General features: G+C 70.9%; 15 protein-coding genes. 7 read left to right on the top strand and 8 right to left on the bottom strand.

Annotated features, from left to right (window positions below):
- The first annotated feature begins 136 nt into the window (after nucleotides 1–136).
- The gene (locus ACFKCF_RS33310; protein WP_394499245.1) at nucleotides 137–2,023 is read left to right on the top strand and encodes a nitrate- and nitrite sensing domain-containing protein; all 1,887 of its coding nucleotides are present in this window, start codon (nucleotides 137–139) and stop codon (nucleotides 2,021–2,023) included.
- Complete coding sequence (locus ACFKCF_RS33305) at nucleotides 2,016–2,372, top strand: DUF742 domain-containing protein (RefSeq protein ID WP_185067699.1); 357 nt, start codon at nucleotides 2,016–2,018, stop codon at nucleotides 2,370–2,372. The genes ACFKCF_RS33310 and ACFKCF_RS33305 overlap by 8 nt, the downstream gene beginning before the upstream one ends.
- Here the strand turns inward: ACFKCF_RS33305 and ACFKCF_RS33300 are convergent.
- Nucleotides 2,350–3,759 carry an MFS transporter gene (locus tag ACFKCF_RS33300; protein WP_394499244.1) on the bottom strand — a complete coding sequence of 470 codons (1,410 nt, stop codon included), beginning with the start codon at nucleotides 3,757–3,759 and terminating at the stop codon, nucleotides 2,350–2,352. The two genes, ACFKCF_RS33305 and ACFKCF_RS33300, sit on opposite strands and share 23 nt — an antisense overlap.
- A gap of 76 nt (nucleotides 3,760–3,835) precedes the next feature.
- Here ACFKCF_RS33300 and ACFKCF_RS33295 point away from each other — a divergent pair, with 76 nt between their 5' ends.
- The gene (locus ACFKCF_RS33295; RefSeq protein ID WP_394499243.1) at nucleotides 3,836–4,297 is read left to right on the top strand and encodes a MarR family winged helix-turn-helix transcriptional regulator; all 462 of its coding nucleotides are present in this window, start codon (nucleotides 3,836–3,838) and stop codon (nucleotides 4,295–4,297) included.
- Here the strand turns inward: ACFKCF_RS33295 and ACFKCF_RS33290 are convergent.
- The 7 genes from ACFKCF_RS33290 to ACFKCF_RS33260 are packed head-to-tail and all read right to left on the bottom strand — an operon-like array spanning nucleotide 4,278 to nucleotide 12,094.
- Nucleotides 4,278–5,156 carry an ABC transporter ATP-binding protein gene (locus ACFKCF_RS33290; protein WP_394499275.1) on the bottom strand — a complete coding sequence of 293 codons (879 nt, stop codon included), beginning with the start codon at nucleotides 5,154–5,156 and terminating at the stop codon, nucleotides 4,278–4,280. The genes ACFKCF_RS33295 and ACFKCF_RS33290 overlap by 20 nt on opposite strands.
- 2 nt (nucleotides 5,157–5,158) lie before the next feature.
- Nucleotides 5,159–5,944: an ATP-binding cassette domain-containing protein gene (locus tag ACFKCF_RS33285; RefSeq protein WP_394499242.1), complete on the bottom strand. Its 786-nt coding sequence runs from the start codon at nucleotides 5,942–5,944 to the stop codon at nucleotides 5,159–5,161.
- On the bottom strand, nucleotides 5,941–6,795 hold the full coding sequence (locus ACFKCF_RS33280) for an ABC transporter permease (RefSeq protein WP_394499241.1): 855 nt from the start codon (nucleotides 6,793–6,795) through the stop codon (nucleotides 5,941–5,943). The genes ACFKCF_RS33285 and ACFKCF_RS33280 overlap by 4 nt, the downstream gene beginning before the upstream one ends.
- Nucleotides 6,792–7,808 (bottom strand): ABC transporter permease, encoded by a 1,017-nt coding sequence (locus ACFKCF_RS33275; protein ID WP_394499240.1) that lies wholly within the window; start codon nucleotides 7,806–7,808, stop codon nucleotides 6,792–6,794. Before ACFKCF_RS33275 ends, ACFKCF_RS33280 begins: the two co-directional genes overlap by 4 nt.
- Nucleotides 7,809–7,810: 2 nt before the next feature.
- Complete coding sequence (locus ACFKCF_RS33270; protein ID WP_394499239.1) at nucleotides 7,811–9,433, bottom strand: ABC transporter substrate-binding protein; 1,623 nt, start codon at nucleotides 9,431–9,433, stop codon at nucleotides 7,811–7,813.
- A gap of 23 nt (nucleotides 9,434–9,456) precedes the next feature.
- The gene (locus tag ACFKCF_RS33265) at nucleotides 9,457–11,031 is read right to left on the bottom strand and encodes a hydantoinase/oxoprolinase N-terminal domain-containing protein (protein ID WP_394499238.1); all 1,575 of its coding nucleotides are present in this window, start codon (nucleotides 11,029–11,031) and stop codon (nucleotides 9,457–9,459) included.
- Entirely contained in the window at nucleotides 11,024–12,094 is a 1,071-nt protein-coding gene (locus ACFKCF_RS33260; RefSeq protein WP_394499237.1) for a DUF917 domain-containing protein, read from the bottom strand. Before ACFKCF_RS33260 ends, ACFKCF_RS33265 begins: the two co-directional genes overlap by 8 nt.
- 106 nt (nucleotides 12,095–12,200) lie before the next feature.
- On the opposite strand from ACFKCF_RS33260, the gene ACFKCF_RS33255 reads away from it, so the two are divergent.
- The 4 genes from ACFKCF_RS33255 to ACFKCF_RS33240 all read left to right on the top strand — a co-directional run bounded on the left by ACFKCF_RS33255 (nucleotide 12,201) and on the right by ACFKCF_RS33240 (nucleotide 16,646).
- The gene (locus tag ACFKCF_RS33255) at nucleotides 12,201–12,635 is read left to right on the top strand and encodes an RpiB/LacA/LacB family sugar-phosphate isomerase (protein ID WP_394499236.1); all 435 of its coding nucleotides are present in this window, start codon (nucleotides 12,201–12,203) and stop codon (nucleotides 12,633–12,635) included.
- A 14-nt stretch (nucleotides 12,636–12,649) separates the two neighbouring features.
- Nucleotides 12,650–12,871 (top strand): hypothetical protein, encoded by a 222-nt coding sequence (locus ACFKCF_RS33250; RefSeq protein ID WP_394499235.1) that lies wholly within the window; start codon nucleotides 12,650–12,652, stop codon nucleotides 12,869–12,871.
- Between the two features lie 70 nt (nucleotides 12,872–12,941).
- Complete coding sequence (locus ACFKCF_RS33245) at nucleotides 12,942–14,105, top strand: amidohydrolase (RefSeq protein WP_394499233.1); 1,164 nt, start codon at nucleotides 12,942–12,944, stop codon at nucleotides 14,103–14,105.
- 27 nt (nucleotides 14,106–14,132) lie between these two features.
- Entirely contained in the window at nucleotides 14,133–16,646 is a 2,514-nt protein-coding gene (locus ACFKCF_RS33240) for a Tex family protein (RefSeq protein WP_394499232.1), read from the top strand.
- Nucleotides 16,647–16,725: the final 79 nt, after the last annotated feature.

Here is a 16,725-nt window from a genome sequence, read left to right as displayed (position 1 = left end):
TACTCCAAGATCGATGGGATCAACGCCCAGGTGTCCAAAAGTCCCGAAAAATTGGGCATTTTGATGATCCAATTGCTATCCTCTGGGCTTGTCCCGTCCGGGGTTGCCAGCAGGGGACCGACCGGAATGAGGTGTCATGGGTCGTAGCCGAACGATCCGCATGAAGATCATCGGACTACTACTCGTGCCACTGGCCTCCATGGTGGTCTTGTGGGGGGTCATCACCGCCGTCACCGCCACCGAGAGCTTGGAGCTGCGTCAATACAAGACACTCTGGACGAACCTCCGTCTTCCCGCGTACAAACTGATCAGCGAGATCCAGCGTGAACGTCTAGTCTCGGCCAGGCTCCTGCGTAACTCGGGGGACAAGTCCGCCGTCGCCGCGCAGCGCACCCGCACCGACGCCGCCAGTGACGCGTTCAGGCAGCTCTCCAGCAAATCCAAGGACCGATCGGAAGAGATCCGCACACAGGTGGACGCGGTGTACACGCAACTCGACAGGCTCGATGCGATCCGAGGCGAGATCGACACGGGCCTGTCCGACCGTCTGCACACCGTGGAGGCCTACAGCGCGATCAACGACACGCTCTTCGGCCTGCACAAGCGGGTCGCGCTGATCGACGACATCCCGATCTACGAGCAGTCGCGCATCGTCATCGACCTCGGGTACGCCAAGGAGCTGCTCACCAGGGAACAGGCCGTCGCGTTCGGGCCGACCCAGCCCGCCGAGCGCAGGCTGTTCACCGAGCTCGTCGGCAACCGGCGCTTCCTGGTCGACCAGTCGCTCAACGAGCTCGACCCGAGCCTGCGCGACCAGCAGGTCATGCTGATCACCTCCCCCGCCTACCAGCGGATGCGGATCATGGAGGACCAGATCATCGCCGGGCAGGCGCCGCGGAGCTGGCTCAGCCAGACCGAGGGGCTGTCCAAGTCGTTCCAGGAAGCGCTGATGCGGGCCAGCTCGGTGCTGAACGCGCGGACCGAGCCGATCGCGGACCAGGTGCTGTCCAGGGCGCTCCTGCTGGCGGGGACGGCACTGGGGCTGGTGGTCGTGTCGATCGCGTTCTCGCTGCGCATGGGCAACCGGCTGTCCAAGGAGCTGGGCGCGCTCCGGCTGGCCGCGCTGGAGGTGGCCCAGGAACGGCTCCCCCACGTGGTCGCCAAGCTCCGCAAGGGCGAGAAGGTCGAGATGCCGGAGCTGTCGGTGGCGAGCACCACGGTCGAGATCGACGACGTGGGCCAGGCGTTCTCCACCGTCCAGCAGACGGCCGTCGAGGCCGCGGTCGGCCAGGCGCAGCTCAGCGAGGGCGTCGGGCACGTGTTCCGCAACCTGGCCAGGCGCAGCCAGACCCTGCTGCACCGCCAGCGCATCCAGCTGCAGGACATGCAGCACCGGGCCACCGACCCCGACGCGCTGGACGACCTGTTCAAGCTCGACCACCTGACCACCCGCATGCGCCGCCACGCCGAGGGCCTGATCATCCTGTCGGGCGCCACCCCCGGCCGCGGCTGGAGCCGGCCGGTGCCGCTGCTCGACGTGGCCCGCGGCGCGTCGGCCGAGGTGGAGGACTACCAGCGGGTCACCGTCGAGCCGATGTCCGGCCAGCGCCTGGCCGGACCCGTGGTCGGCGACGTGATCCACCTGATCGCCGAGCTCATCGAGAACGCCACCGTCTACTCGCCGAAGCACACTCCGGTCATCGTGCGCGGCGAGGTGGCGGCCCGCGGCTTCACCTTCGAGGTCGAGGACCGCGGGCTCGGGATGAGCGCAGAGGAGCTGGCCGAACTCAACGAGCGGCTGGCCAGCCCACCGGAGTTCGACCTGGCCGACAGCGACCGGCTCGGCCTTTTCGTCGTCTCCCGCCTGGCCGCCAGGCATGACATCCGCGTGACGTTACGCGGTTCACCATATGGAGGGACCACCGCGATCGTGTTGATCCCGGAAGAGCACGTGGCCGAGCCCGAACCGGAGGCCCACGTGAAGGAACCCGCTCGACCCATGCGGGTGGTGCGAAGTGAGTGACGAACGCTGGCTGGACGAGGACGCCGGTCCTATCGTCCCGGCCTACCTACTGACCAGGGGCCGTACGGTCCCCGCGAGCGAGGCCATCGACCTCATCGCGGTGATCATCACGGCCGGCGGCCTGGCGCCGCCGATGGGCCTGGGCCCCGAGCATCTGATCATCATGCAGAAGTGCACCAAACCGACCCGGCTCGTGGACGTCGCGGCCGAGCTGAACCTGCCCATCGGCGTGGTACGGGTGCTGGTCGGTGACCTGCACGCGCAGCAGCTCGTGCAGGTCGAGCACCCGCCTCCCGCGCCCGACGCGAAGGTGCTGCTCGAGGTGATCAGCGGCCTGAAGGCGCTGTGACCGTCCCGCGGTTGAGCCGTCCGTACACGGCCGCGAAGAGCGCGGCCGTGACCCCGGCCAGGGCGGCCGCCCCGAAGACCCACCGGTAGCCGCCCACGCCCGGCTGGGCGGCCAGGATGGCGGCGATGGCCGCGCCGGCCGTGCTGCCGCCCACGATGCGTACGAGCGCGTTCACGCCGGCCGCGAGGGCCGTCTTGCCCGGGTCCACGTGCTCCACGGCCATGGTGCCCAGCGCCGCGTAGCCGATGCCGAGGCCGATGCCCATCAGTGAGGTCGCCACGTACAGGTGAGCCGGGCTGCTGTGCGCGAACACCAGCCACAGCCCCGCCAGCGCCGTGGCCGCCGACCCCGCCGCCACCATGGACGAGGCCTGGAAGCGGCGCATGATCCGGCCCGCGAACAGCGAGATGACCAGCATGAAGATCGTGCTCGGCAGCAGGAAGAAGCCCACCTGGAGGGTGGAGGCGCCGAAGCCGTAGCCGGTCTCCACCGGCACCTGGGCGAAGCTGGACATGCCCGTCATGAGGGTGAAGAACGAGAACCCGAGCAGCATCGAGGCCACCGTCGCGCCGACCGTGCCCCGGTGGACCAGCATCGCCATCTCCACCAGCGGCTCGGCCACCCGGCGCTCGACCGCGACCCAGACCGCCGCCAGGGCCACCGCGGCGGCGAACAGGCCGAGCACGCCCGGCGAGGTCCAGCCCCACGAGCCGCCCTCGCTGATGCCCAGCAGGAGCGCGACCAGCCAGGCGGTCAGCAGCGCCGCGCCGGCCAGGTCGGGACGGCCCTTGGGACCCGCCGGGGCGCTGTCCTTGACGAGCACGGCCACGATCGCGACGGCCACCAGCGAGATGCCGCCGGTGATCCAGAAGACCAGGTGGAAGTCGCCGGACGCGAGCCCGGCCAGGATCATCCCGCCGCCGCTCCCGAACCCCATCGTCGCGCTGATCACCCCGATGCCGGTCGCGAGTTGCTCCCTGGGCAGCACGTCGCGCGCCACCCCGATCGACAACGGCACCAGCGCGGCCACGGCTCCCTGCAGCACCCTCGCCACCATCAACCAGGTCAGCGAGGTCGCCAGCGCGGCCATGACCGAGCCGACCACCAGGAGGCCCAGGGCCCCGAGGATCATGGGGCGCCTGCCGTACATGTCGCCGAAGCGGGACAACAACGGCGTGGCCACCGCCGCGACCAGGAGGCTCAGGGTGAGCGTCCAGGTCACGGCGGAGAGCGGGGCGTGCAGCTCCCGCTGCAGCACGGGAAGCAACGGGACCACTGCGGTGTTCTGGAGTGCGGCGATGGAGGCCGCGAAAGCCAGCGCGACCACCCCGGGCCACGGGCTCCTGGTGGACGTCGTACGTGCCGCGGACGCGACGACTGTCGCCATGTCGGCTCCTTTAGATAACTTGGGTAAGTAACCAGGAAAAGATAATACATACGTAAGTTAGGTAAGCAAATCGGTTATGGACGAAGATCTCAACAGGACGGTGTCGGCGTTCCGCTCAGTGGTGGACGCGCTGAACCGCGCCAAGACGCATGAGCGCCTGACCGAGGCCGCCGGCGTCCGGCTCGACCGGCCCGACGTGAAGATCCTCGTCCACCTGCTGGACGCGGCCGAGCCGCGCAGGATCGGCGCGATCGCCGAGGGGCTGCAGGTGGAGAGCCCTCACGTGACGAGGCACGTCGCCTCGCTGGAGCAGCGCAAGCTGGTCGAGCGGGTACGCGACCCCGACGACGGCAGGGCCTGGCGCATCGCGCTGACCGAGGAGGGGGCCGAGGTGGCGAGCAAGTGCCGCCGGGTGACCGCCGAATGGTTCGACGGCGCGCTCGCGGGCTGGCCGGCGCAGGACCGGGCGGAGCTGTCCAGGCTGATGGACAAGCTCTCGGACGACCTCTGCGCCTACTTCAAGAACCTCGGCAACTGAGCAGCACGTCCTCGGCGCGGTGGCAGGCGACCTGGCGGCCGCCCAGGTCCCTGAGCGCGGGCGGCTGCTCGCACTCCGGCGCGGCCAGCGGGCAGCGCAGCCGGAACGGGCATCCGGTCGGGGCGGGCACGGCCTCCGTCCTGCCCTTGGCCTCCGGCGGGGCGCCGCCCAGCTTCGGCACGGCGTCGCGCAGGGCGCGCGTGTAGGGGTGGGCCGGCTTCGCGAGGAGTTCGGTGGTCGGCCCCGACTCCACGACGCGGCCCGCGAAGAGCACGTGCGCGGTGCGGCACAGCCGGTCCACGACGGCGAGGTTGTGGGTGATGAGCAGGCGCTCGGTATCGAGGGAGGCCAGCAGGTCGAGGATCCTGGCCTGGACGGTGACGTCGAGCGCGCTGGTGGGCTCGTCCAGGATGAGCAGGCGGGGATCCACCGCCAGGGCTCTGGCGATCACCACGCGCTGGCGCTGGCCGCCGGAGAGCTGGTGGGGCCGGCGGGTGGCCAGGCCGGGGTCCAGGCCGACCTGTTGGAGCAGGTCCTTGACCCGGCCTCGCGCGGCGCGCGGCAGGGCCTCGGCGACGGAGGTGCCGATGCGCATCCTGGGGTCGAGAGCCTCGGCCTGGAACACGGGCTGGACGTCTTTGCGGAACTTCCGCATGTCCACTTTTTTCAGCGTTTGGTCTCCGTACCAGATATTTCCGGACATGGGGGTGAGGAGGCCCAGGAACGCGCGCGCCAGGGTCGTCTTGCCCGAGCCGCTCTCCCCGATCAACCCGACGCCGCCCTCGGTGATGTCCAGGGTCACGTCGTGCACGACCGGGATGCGGCCGTACCCGAGCGTCACCCGCTCGGCCCTGAGCATGGTCACGGCAGCGCCTCCAGCAGCTCGCGCGTGTACGGATGGGACGGCTCGGCCAGCACCCGCGCGGCCGGCCCCGACTCCACCACCGCGCCGTCCTTCATGACCAGCACCCGGTCGGCGATCGTCGAGACCAGGGCCAGGTCGTGGGAGACGAGCAGGAGCGCCAGCCCTCGCTCCTCCCGCAGCCTGCGCAGGACGCCGACCACCTCGGCCTGCACGGTCACGTCCAGCGCGCTCGTGGGCTCGTCGGCGAGGATCACCTCGGCGCCCAGGGCGATGGCCAGCGCGATGGCGAAGCGCTGGGCCTGGCCGCCGGAGATCTCGTGGGGGTAGCGGCGCAGGATCTCGCGGTCGAGCATGACCGCCTCCACGGCCTCCCCCATGATCTCCTCCAGCCTTCCCTTCCCGGCTGAGGACCGCGCCTCCGGCAGGGTGCCTGCGGGCCTGCCGACGCCGTGGAGCTTGAGGGCGCGGCGCATCAGGACGCCGAGGCGGGTGGCCGGGCTGAGCGCCGCCTGCGGCGACTGCATCACGAGCGCCACCCTGGCGCCCCGGAGCTCGCGGAGCCTGCGCGGTGACGCCGTGAGCACGTCGACGCCGCACACTCGTACATGACCTGAAATTTCGGCATCCGGGGTGAGGCCCAGCAGCGACATCAGCGTGGTCGACTTGCCCGAGCCGCTCTCCCCCACGATCGCGACGCACTCGCCCTCGCGCACGTCCAGCTCCGGCACGTCGGCGACGACGCGCCCGCCGTAACGCACCTGAAGGTCGCGCACCTCGATCATTTGACCGCCCTTCGCGGGTCCAGCGCGTTGCGCAGCCCCTCACCCAGGACGTTGAACGCGAACGCCGTCACCAGGATCGCCAGGCCCGGGAACGTGACCACCCACCAGTTCGTGGTGAAGAGCGTCTGCCCCTGCTGCACCATCAGCCCCCACTCCGCCGTCGGCTCCTGCGCGCCCAGCCCCAGGTACGACAGTGCCGCCGAGGTCAGGATCACGCCGCCCGCGTCGAGCGAGAGCTGGACCAGGACGGGCGTGAGCGAGTTCGGGAGCACGTGCCTGAGGATGATCAGCGGTGCGGGCACGCCGAGGCACCGGGCGGCGTCCACGTAGCCGCGGGTGGCGATCGAGGCCGCCACGGAGGCCGCCAGCCGGGTGTACCAGGGCCACCACGTCACGGCGATGGACAGGATGACCGTGTTCACGCTGGGCTGGAGCACCACGGCGAGGGCCAGGGAGAGCAGCAGGGCGGGGAAGGCCAGGAAGATGTCCGTGATCCGCATGATCACATCCCTGAGCCAGCCGCCCGCGTACCCGGCGACCACGCCGAGCGTGACCCCGATCACCGCCGACACGGCCAGCACGGCGACGGCGATGAACAGCGAGGTACGGCCGCCGTACAGGACTCTGGTGAGCACGTCCCGGCCGACCTGGTCGGTCCCGAACCAGTGGGCGGCGCTCGGCGGCTGCAGGTTCTCCAGCGGCTTGACCTGGTCCACCGGGTACGGCGCCAGCCACGGCGCCAGGATCACGGCCAGGACGACCAGCACGATGAGCACCGCGCCGAAGGCGGCGAACCGGTCGGGGATCCTGGGCAGGAAGGTGCGCCGCAGCGGCGCCTCGACGCTCGTCATCGGGCCCTCGCCCGCGGGTCGACGAAGCCCTGGAGGATGTCCACGACCAGGTTGGCCAGCACGTACACCAGGGCCACCAGGAGCGTGACGCCCGCGATGGCCGGGGTGTCCAGCGACTTGATCGACTCGGCGGCGTAGCGGCCCAGGCCGGGCCAGTTGAAGACCGCCTCGACGAGGAAGCCGTTGACGATCGCGTACGCGAAGACGAGGGCGATCAGCGACAGGACCGGGTTCAGCGCGGGCCTGAGGGCGAACCTGATCAGGATGGACGTCTCACCGAAACCGAGCGCGCGCTCCAGCTTGGAGTGGTCCTGGCCGGACTCCTCGATGAGCGCCGCCCTGGTCATCTGGGCGATCACGCCCGTGGGGTAGGCGGCCACGACCAGCGCGGGCAGCACCAGGTGCTGGAGCGTGCTGGTGAAGATGGGCCAGTTGCCGGTGATGAGGGCGTCGACGATCGTGATGTTCGTCCAGAGGGTGAGCGGGCTGGTGGTGTCGAGCGAGGAGTCGTACTCGCCCGCGATCGGGAACCAGCCGAGGTTGCTGGCGAAGACCGTCTGGAGGGCCAGGGCCAGCCAGAAGACCGGTACGGAGACGGCCAGCATGCTGCCGACCCGCACCCCCAGATCCGGAAATTTCGTCTTGTAGCGGGCGGCGAGCACTCCGACCGGAATGCCCACGACGACCGCGATGAGCAGGGCCGTGCCGACCAGCTCCAGCGAGGCGGGGAAGGCCACGTAGAGGTCGTCGAGCACCGGCTGCCGGGTGCGCAGGCTGACGCCCCAGTCGCCGGTGAGCAGGTCGCGCACGTAGTTGAGGAGCTGCACGGGGATCGAGTCGTCGAGCCCGAACTGCCTGCGCGCCGCCGCGAGCTCCTCGGGCGTGGCCTTCGGCCCCGCGAACGCGACCGCCGGATCCCCCGGCACCAGCCGCATCACGACGAACGTGAGCACGACCACGCCGGACACGACCAGGAGGGCCTGGCCGAGCCGGCGGGTCAGGTAACGCGACATCGTCAGCTGGCGCGCTTCTTGAGGTCGTAGAAGAAGACCACGTTGGGATAGGCGGGGTTGTCCACGTATCCCTCGACGTCGGACGTCAGCGCGCGCTGGTAGGTCTGCACGTACGGCACGGCCACCGCCGCCCGGTCCTGGATGATCTTCTTCTGCAGGTCCTGGTACGCCTGGTCGGCCTTGAGCTGGTCAGTGGCCGTGAGCTGCGGCAGCGCGTCGATCTCCGCGTCGACGGCCGAGTCCTTCAGGTACGACAGGTTGAACTGCGGCTTGTCCGCGCTCTTGAACACGTTGACGAACCAGGAGTAGGCGTCCGGATAGTCCGGGTACCAGTACATGACGAAGATGTCCTGGCCCTGCTTCTTGCCCAGGTCCCACTGCGCGCTCCAGGTCATCGGCTTGGCCTGCAGCGTCACGTTCATGCCCTTCAGCGCCGAGCTGAGCAGCGTGACCAGCAGCTTCTGGTCGTCGTCGCCCTGCGCGTAGGTCATGGTGAGCTTGAGCTCGGCGTTGTCCGGGCCGTAGCCGGCCTCGGCGAGCAGCGCCTGCGCCTTGGCGAGGTCCTGCTTGGGCTCCATGTTGTTGGCGTGGCCGAGCAGGCCCTGCGGCACCAGGCCGTTGGCCTTCTGGCCGGAGCCCTTCAGCGCCGCCACCAGGCCGTCGTAGTCGATCGCGTACTGCAGGGCCTGCCGGATCTTGAGGTCCTTCGTCGGCCCGCTCGCGGTGTTGAACAGCACCAGCAGGTTCTGGAACGACGGCGAGGAGGAGGTCTGCACGTCGGCGGTCATCCCGGCCTGCTGGAAGAGCTGCGGGTTCAGCCGCTGGACGAAGTTGACCTCGCCCTTCTGCAGCAGCTGCCAGGCCGTGGTGATCTCGGGGGTGACCCGGTAGGCGACCTTCTTGTACTGCCCCGGCTTCCAGCCGCCCCAGTAGCCGTCGTACGCCTTCAGCGTGAGCTCGGTCTCCTTGCCCTTCTGCCAGGTGTCGATCGTGTACGGGCCGGTACCGGCGTCCGACTTGCCGTCCTTGTCCACGGCGTTCACGTCGTAGATGTAGGCCGCGTAGCCGGAGGAGGCCACGAGGTCGAGCGGAGTGGCGTACTTGAGCGTGAACTTCAGCGTGGCCGCGTCCACCGCGTCGATCTGCTTGACCGCGTCCCAGATGTAGGCGGCGCCGCCCTTCTTCTCGATCGTCCGCTCGATGGCCTTCTTGGCGGCCTCGGCGTCGAGCGGGGCGCCGGAGTGGAACTTGACGCCCTGCCGCAGCTTGAACGTCCACTCCTTGCCGCCGTTCGCCGAGGTCCACTCGGTGGCCAGGCGCGGCTCGGCCTTCTTGGCCTGGGAGTCGTACCTGGTCAGGCCCTCGTAGATGTTCTGCATGGCGACGATCTCGTTGGAGTACGAGGTCGCGGGGTCCCAGTCGGTGACCACGTCGAGGTTCGGCACGTACACGAACGTGCTGTCGTTGGCCTGCGCGGCCGGGGAGGCCGCCGGTTGGCTGCCGCTGCTCTCCGCCGGCTTCGGGGTTCCGCCGGCCCCGCGCACCTGACCGCCCGCGCACGCGGATGCGGTCAAGGCCAGGACACCGGTGACCCCGGCGACGAGCAGACGCTTGTGCCAGCGCATGGAGGGGGGATCCTTTCGGTCTGTCACCGGGCGAGTGGTCCGGCTGCTTTGACGTGTACCCGCACGGCGGGCTCGGAGAGGTAGCTCAGCGGCACCTCGAGGAGGTCCACGATCTCTACGCCGGAGGGATCCGCCCCCGCTGCGACGGCTCGCGCCGCCGCCTCCTCCTTGGCCCTTTCGATCGCTTTTGACCGGCTATCTCCCGCAGGCAAGATCGTATCTACTCTGCCACTCGCGAGTGCGATGGCGGCGCCCACCGCGTTGGCCACTTCGGCGTGCTCGGGGCGGACGACCCGGCTCGCGCCGGGGATGGCGTCGGGCAGCAGGAAGGCCCCGCCACCCACCGCGACCAGCGGCCTGTCCGTTTTGCCGAGCGCCATCCGGTCCACCGCGTCGATGACCATCTCGTCCGCGATGGCCACCGCTCTTTCCAGGGTGTCTGCCATTCTTTCCGACATGTCACCCGAGTCGTGCGCCTGGACGGCGGCATCGAGACGCTCGCGCCACCCGGCCGCCTCGCCCGGGCTCCGGCCCGCCGCCACGGCCGCGTCGGTCATCGTCACCGTGGAGCCGCCGAACACGAGCGCCTCCCTGACGATCCGGTAGCCCACCGAATCGGGGCCGATGCCCGGATTGCGAACGACCGTGCCGCCGCCGAGCGCGATGGCCAGGATGTCGGGCATGCGGAAGTTGGTCAGCACCCCGCCGATCTCGACCGCCGCCGCCGACTCCCTCGGGAAGCCGCCGACCAGCACGCCGAGATCGGTGGACGTGCCGCCGACGTCCACCACGATCGCGTCCGCCACCCCCGACAGGTACGCGGCGCCGCGCAGGGAGTTCGCCGGGCCGGAGCCGATCGTCGAGACCGGCAGCCGGGCGGCGTGCTCCAGCGTCATGAGCGTGCCGTCGTTCTGCGCCAGGTACGGCCTCGCGCCCAGGCCCCGTTCGGCCAGCGCGGTGACCAGGGCCTCGGTCACATGGGCGGCGACGCCGTACAGGGCGGCGTTGAGCACGGTGGCGTTCTCGCGCTCCAGCAGCCCGAGCGAGCCGATCTCGTGGCTCACCGAGACCGGCAGGCCGTACTCGGCCTTGACCAGCTCCTCGACGACGCGCTCGTGGTCGTTGCTGGCCGGGCTGAACACGCTGGTGACCGCCACGGCGTCGGCCTCCACGCCGTCCAGGAAGCGGCGCACGGCGTCGAGCCCCGGCGGGCCGATCTCGCGGCCGTCCACGTAGTGGCCGCCGGGCACGATGGCCTCCCCCGCCGAGACGGCCGCGCGCAGGTCGCCGGGCCAGCCTGAGAGCGGCGGCACGGAGGTGGTGGCGGGCGCGCCGAGTCGCAGCACGGCGACGCGGCCGAGGTGGCGACGCTCGAGGATGGCGTTGGTCGCGTGCGTGGTGCCGAGCATCACCCGGCCGATCCGGCCCTGCCCGTCCCCGAGCTCACCGAGCACCGCGTCCAGGGCGGCCCGCAGCCCTTCCGTCACGTCGGGGGTGGTCGGGCGCTTGGCCTTGGCGATCACGCGGCCGTCGGCGTCGAGCACCACCGCGTCCGTGTTCGTGCCGCCGACGTCGATCCCCACCCGCAGGTCAGCCATGCGCCGTCAGCTCCTCGACGGGAACGTAGTCCAGGTCGTAACCGAACGCCCGGGGCCCGGCCGTCTCCAGGCCCTTGGGAGTGCGCCAGAGCGGGTCGCACGGCCAGGCGAGCACCGTGACGCGCTGGCCGTACCTGAGCCCCTCGGTCTGGACGGCGGCGGCCGTCTCGGTGTCCACGACGGTGATGAGGTCGGGCACCATGGCCCGCACCCGGCCGTCCTCCAGGGCGACCAGGTTCTCGTTCTGCAGCTCCAGGGTGAGGCGGCGGCCCCGGTCGTCGCCGGTGCCCTCGATCGTGGCCGTCCCCCTGACGAACCCGCCCGTGGTGCGCCGCTCCACGTCCGTCAGCTTGCCGGTGATCAGCCGGGCGGCGCCCAGACTGCCTTGGAGGGCGCCGAGCGGGTCCGCCGCGCCCTCCGTGGCCCTGCCGATCTCGATGGCGCGGGTCACCGTGCCCTCGATGACCGCGCCTCTGGCCCGTACGGTGGTGAGCACGTAGTCGGCCATCAGCGCGCTCGATCCCGCGGCCACGCAGACCGCCCTGGCGAGCCGTTCCGACCACAGGCCGTCGACGGGACGGATGGTCACCACGTTCCCGACGATGTCAGACATGATCACCAGGTCGGCCGGGAGCCCCGCCACGTACATCGACACCATCTGGACCTCGGGGAACGCCCGCCCCATGCCGTCGGCGTCGAGCAGCGGCAGGCCGAGCTGGGCGGCCCAGGCGACGGGCGCCACGCCGTTGGAGCCGCCGATCTCCGACGACATGATCGCGCTCGGGGGACGGCCGAAGAGGCGTTCGATCTCCTCGGCGATGCGCTTGGGCTCGTCCGCGCTGTGGATCATCTCGTGGCTCACGGTCGGGGCCCCGATGCCGGACAGCGGCACGATCAAGGCGTCGTCGTCCAGCTCGTCCAGCCCGATCAGCGCTACCTCGCCGTGCTCGCGGACGGCCCCGATCGCCGCCAGCGACCCGGTGCGCACGTCGCCACCGCCCCCGGTGCCCAGGACGGCGCATCCACGGGCGAGCGCCGGAATATCGCTCTCGTCAATATTCATATGGCGACACAACCAAGCACACTTCATCTCATTTAGCCAGTCCAGGGCATGTGCTGGCGCCCGAGCCGCGGCCCTTGATACACCTGGGATCGGAACGGGAGGGCGCATGCGGATTTCGGTGGCCGCCGACAGCAGGGACGGGGTGGCCGAGCGGGTCGTGTCGGAGCTGCGCAGGCGGGGGCACGAGGTGCTCACCCACGGCGCGCTCAGCGAGGAGGAGCGCGACGACTGGGCGTGGGCCTGCGAGCTGGCCGCCCGCGACGTGCGCGAGGGGCGGGCCGACCAGGCGGTGGTCTGCTGCTGGACCGGCACGGGAGCCTCGATCGCGGCGAACAAGGTGCCCGGGATCCGCGCGGCGCTGTGCGTGGACGCCTACACCGCCGACGGGGCCAGGAAGTGGAACGACGCCAACGTGCTGGCCCTCAGCCTGCGGCTCACGTCGGACGTGGTGCTCGACGAGATCCTCGACGCCTGGCTGGCGGGACGGCCGAGCGCCGACTCCGCCGACGTGGCGAACATCTCCCACCTCGACGAGATCTGACTAGCCTGGGTGGCATGGACTTACACTGTACGCACTGCGGCGAGGAAGGGCTCGAGGCCGGGTTCATCAAGGACTCGGGCGAGAACTCTCCGGGCTTCGCCAAATGGGTCGAGGGCGCGCTGGAGCGCGGGATCTTCGGCGGCGCCAAGCTGATGGGCAAGCCCAAGTGGGAGATCGACGCCTATCGCTGCCGGTACTGCTACCACCTGGAGCTTTTCGCGAGCCGCCGCACCTGAGCATGACCGGTCACGGCCGATCCCGGCTGAGAGGCGGAAATCGTCGGCGTCGCCGTTTAGGGTGCTTGCCATGACCGACGTGCTGCTCCGCGGCGGGCACCCATGGGGGCGCGGCGCCCCCGCCGACATCCTCGTGCGTGACGGCCGCATCCACCTCGTCGCCCAGGGCGTCGAGGCGCCGCAGGCCCGGATCGTCGACATCGCCGGGCAGCTCGTGCTGCCCGGTCTCGTCGAGGCGCACTGCCACCTCGACAAGACCCTCTACGGCGGCCCGTGGGTGCCCCACTCGGCCGACGACACGCTGGCCGGGCGCATCGGAAACGACCTCGGCCGTCGCGCGGAGCTGGGCGTGCCGAGCGCCGAGCGGATCGGCGCGCTGCTGGCGCGCATGAGCGCGGCGGGCACGGCCCACGTCCGCACCCACACCGACATCGATCCCCAGGTGGGGCTGCGGGGCGTGGAGGCCGTGCTCGAAGCGGCCGCCTCCTCCTCCGTCGACGTGCGGCAGGTGGCCTTCCCCCAGCACGGCGTGCTGATCAACCCCGGCACGGCCGAGCTGCTCGAAGAGGCGCTGAAGAGCGGTGTGGAGGCGGTCGGCGGGCTCGACCCGGCGGGCATCGACCGCGACCCCGTACGCCACCTCGACCTGATCTTCGGCCTGGCGGAGCGCTACGGCGCCCATCTCGACCTCCATCTGCACGACGGCGGGTCGCTCGGCGGGTGGGAGCTCGAGCTCATCACCGAGCGCACCAGGGCGCTGGGGCTGGGCGGCCGGGTGACGGTCAGCCACGCGTACGCGCTCGGCCAGCTCGACGACGCCTACCAGGACCGCCTGATCCAGGGGTTCGCCGAGGCGGGCGTCGCCATCGCGACCGCGGCCGTCTACAGCTTCCCCGTGCCGCCGATCAAGAAGCTGCGGGCCGCGGGCGTCACCGTCGCCTGCGGCCACGACGGCATCCGCGACCTGTGGGGCCCCTACGGCAGCGGCGACATGCTGGAACGGGCGATGCACGTCGCCTACCGCAGCACGTTCCGCAGGGACGAGGACGTCGAGCTGGCGCTGGAGGCCGCCACCTACGGCGGCGCCCGCGCGCTCGGGCTGGAGTCATACGGCCTGTCCCCGGGCGACCGGGCCGACCTGGTCGTCGTGCCGTGCGGGGGCGCGGCGGAGGCGGTGGTCGTTCACCCTGCGCGCACTCTGGTCATGAAAGACGGCATCGTCCTGCACAATTGACCGGCGGGACCATCGAAAGGCAGGCAAGTGCTCTCTATTCACCAGCGGATCGCGGCAGAGCTGGGCGTACGCGAAGGCCAGGTGCAGGCGGCGGTCGAGCTGCTCGACGGCGGCGCCACCGTGCCGTTCATCGCGCGATACCGCAAAGAGGTCACCGGCACCCTCGACGACGCGCAGCTGCGCACGCTCGAAGAGCGCCTGCGCTACCTGCGCGAGCTGGAGGAGCGCAGGGCGGCGATCCTCGAGTCGATCGAGTCTCAGGGCAAGCTCGACGACGAGCTGCGCGAGCAGATCATGGCGGCCGAGACCAAGGCCCGGCTCGAGGACATCTATCTGCCGTACAAACCCAAGCGGCGCACCAAGGCGCAGATCGCCCGCGAGCTCGGCCTGGAGCCGCTGGCCGACCAGCTGCTCGCCGACCCGACGCTCGACCCCGCCGCCACGGCCGAGGGCTTCGTCACCGAGGGCGTGGCCGACGCGGGCGCGGCGCTGGAGGGGGCCAGGGCGATCCTGATCGAGCGGTTCGCCGAGGACGCCGACCTGATCGGCGGCCTGCGCGAGCAGCTCTGGAGCCGCGGCCAGCTCGTGTCGAAGGTCCGCGAGGGCAAGGAGGAGGCGGGGGCCAAGTTCTCCGACTACTTCGAGTTCGGCGAGCCGTTCACGAAGCTGCCCTCGCACCGGATCCTGGCGATGTTCAGGGGCGAGAAGGAGGAGGTGCTGTCGGTCACGCTGGAGCCGGACGACAGCCCGGAGTACGAGATGCGCATCGCGTCCCGCTTCGGCGTCTCCGACCAGGGGCGGCCGGCCGACAAGTGGCTGGGCGAGACCGTGCGCTGGGCCTGGCGCACCCGCATCCTCGTGCACCTCGGCATCGACCTGCGAATGCGGCTTTGGCAGGCGGCCGAGGACGAGGCGGTGCGGGTCTTCGCGGCCAACCTGCGCGACCTGCTGCTCGCCGCCCCCGCCGGGAGCCGGCCGACCATGGGTCTCGACCCCGGTCTGCGTACGGGGGTCAAGGTCGCCGTGGTCGACGCCACGGGCAAGGTCGTCGAGACCGCGACCATCTATCCCCACGAGCCCAAGCGGCAGTGGGACCAGTCGCTGGCCGTGCTGGGCGCCCTCGCGCAGCGCCACGGGGTCGAGCTGATCGCCATCGGCAACGGCACCGCCTCCCGCGAGACCGACAAGCTGGCCGGTGAGCTGGTCAAGCACATGCCGTCGATCACCAAGATCGTCGTCTCCGAGGCCGGGGCCTCGGTCTACTCGGCCTCGCCGTACGCGTCGCAGGAGCTGCCCGAGCTCGACGTGTCCCTGCGCGGCGCGGTGTCGATCGCCCGCCGGCTCCAGGACCCGCTGGCCGAGCTGGTCAAGATCGACCCCAAGTCGATCGGCGTCGGCCAATACCAGCACGACCTGGCCGAGTCCAAGCTCTCCCGCTCGCTCGACGCGGTGGTCGAAGACTGCGTCAACGCCGTCGGCGTCGACGTCAACACCGCCTCGGCGCCCCTGCTCACGCGCGTGTCCGGCATCGGCTCCACGCTGGCCGAGAGCATCGTCCGCCACCGCGACTCCAACGGCCCCTTCCGTACGCGCGCCGCGCTCAAGCACGTGCCCCGGCTCGGGCCCAAGGCGTTCGAGCAGTGCGCGGGCTTCCTGCGCATCCGCGGCGGCGACGACCCGCTCGACGTGTCGAGCGTGCACCCGGAGGCCTACCCGGTGGTCCGCCGCATCCTCACCTCGGCCAAGACGGACCTCAAGACGCTGATCGGCAACACCGCGGCCCTGCGTTCGATGAAGCCCGAGACCTTCACCGACGAGACGTTCGGCCTGCCGACGGTCACCGACATCCTGCGCGAGCTGGAGAAGCCCGGCCGAGACCCGCGTCCCGCCTTCAAGACCGCCGTCTTCAAGGAGGGCGTCGAGAAGCTCTCCGACCTGTCCTCGGGCATGATCCTGGAGGGCGTGGTCACCAACGTCGCCGCCTTCGGCGCCTTCGTTGACATCGGCGTCCACCAGGACGGCCTGGTCCACGTCTCGGCCATGTCGCGAACCTTCGTCAAGGATCCGCGTGACGTGGTCAAGCCCGGCGACATCGTCCGCGTCAAGGTCCTCGACGTCGACATCCCCCGCAAGCGCATCTCCCTGACCCTCCGCCTGGAGGACGAGACCCCGGCCCAGTCCCAGGGCGACGGCTCCCGCCGAGGCGGAGGCCGCGGCGACGGGGGTCGCGGCGAGGGCGCACGCGGAAACGGCGGCCGCGGCGACGGTGCACGCGGCGACGGCGGGCGCGGTGATAGCGGGCGCGGCGACGGAAGGGGCAACGGCGGCCAGCGCGACCGCACCCAGGGCCGCGGCGACGACCAGCGCGGGCGTGGTGACGGCGGGCGCGGCGAGGGCGGGCGCGGTGACGGTGGCCGTCGCGGCGGGGGCGACCAGCGCGGTCGCGGAGACGGCCAGCGCGGCGGCCAGCGCCGCCAGGACCGTCCGGCCCCCACCGGCGCCATGGCCGAAGCCCTCCGCAAGGCGGGCCTCACCGACTAACCCACCGACACCCCACCGGCCCTCCCGGCCCCTCCCGCGGAACCACCCCGCGCGAGGGGCCCCGGCCCACCACCCGAGA

Source organism: Nonomuraea sp. JJY05 (assembly GCF_043496855.1).
GTDB lineage: Bacteria > Actinomycetota > Actinomycetes > Streptosporangiales > Streptosporangiaceae > Nonomuraea.
Note: the sequence above shows the minus strand (reverse complement) of the source record. Positions and strands in the feature narration are given on the sequence as shown.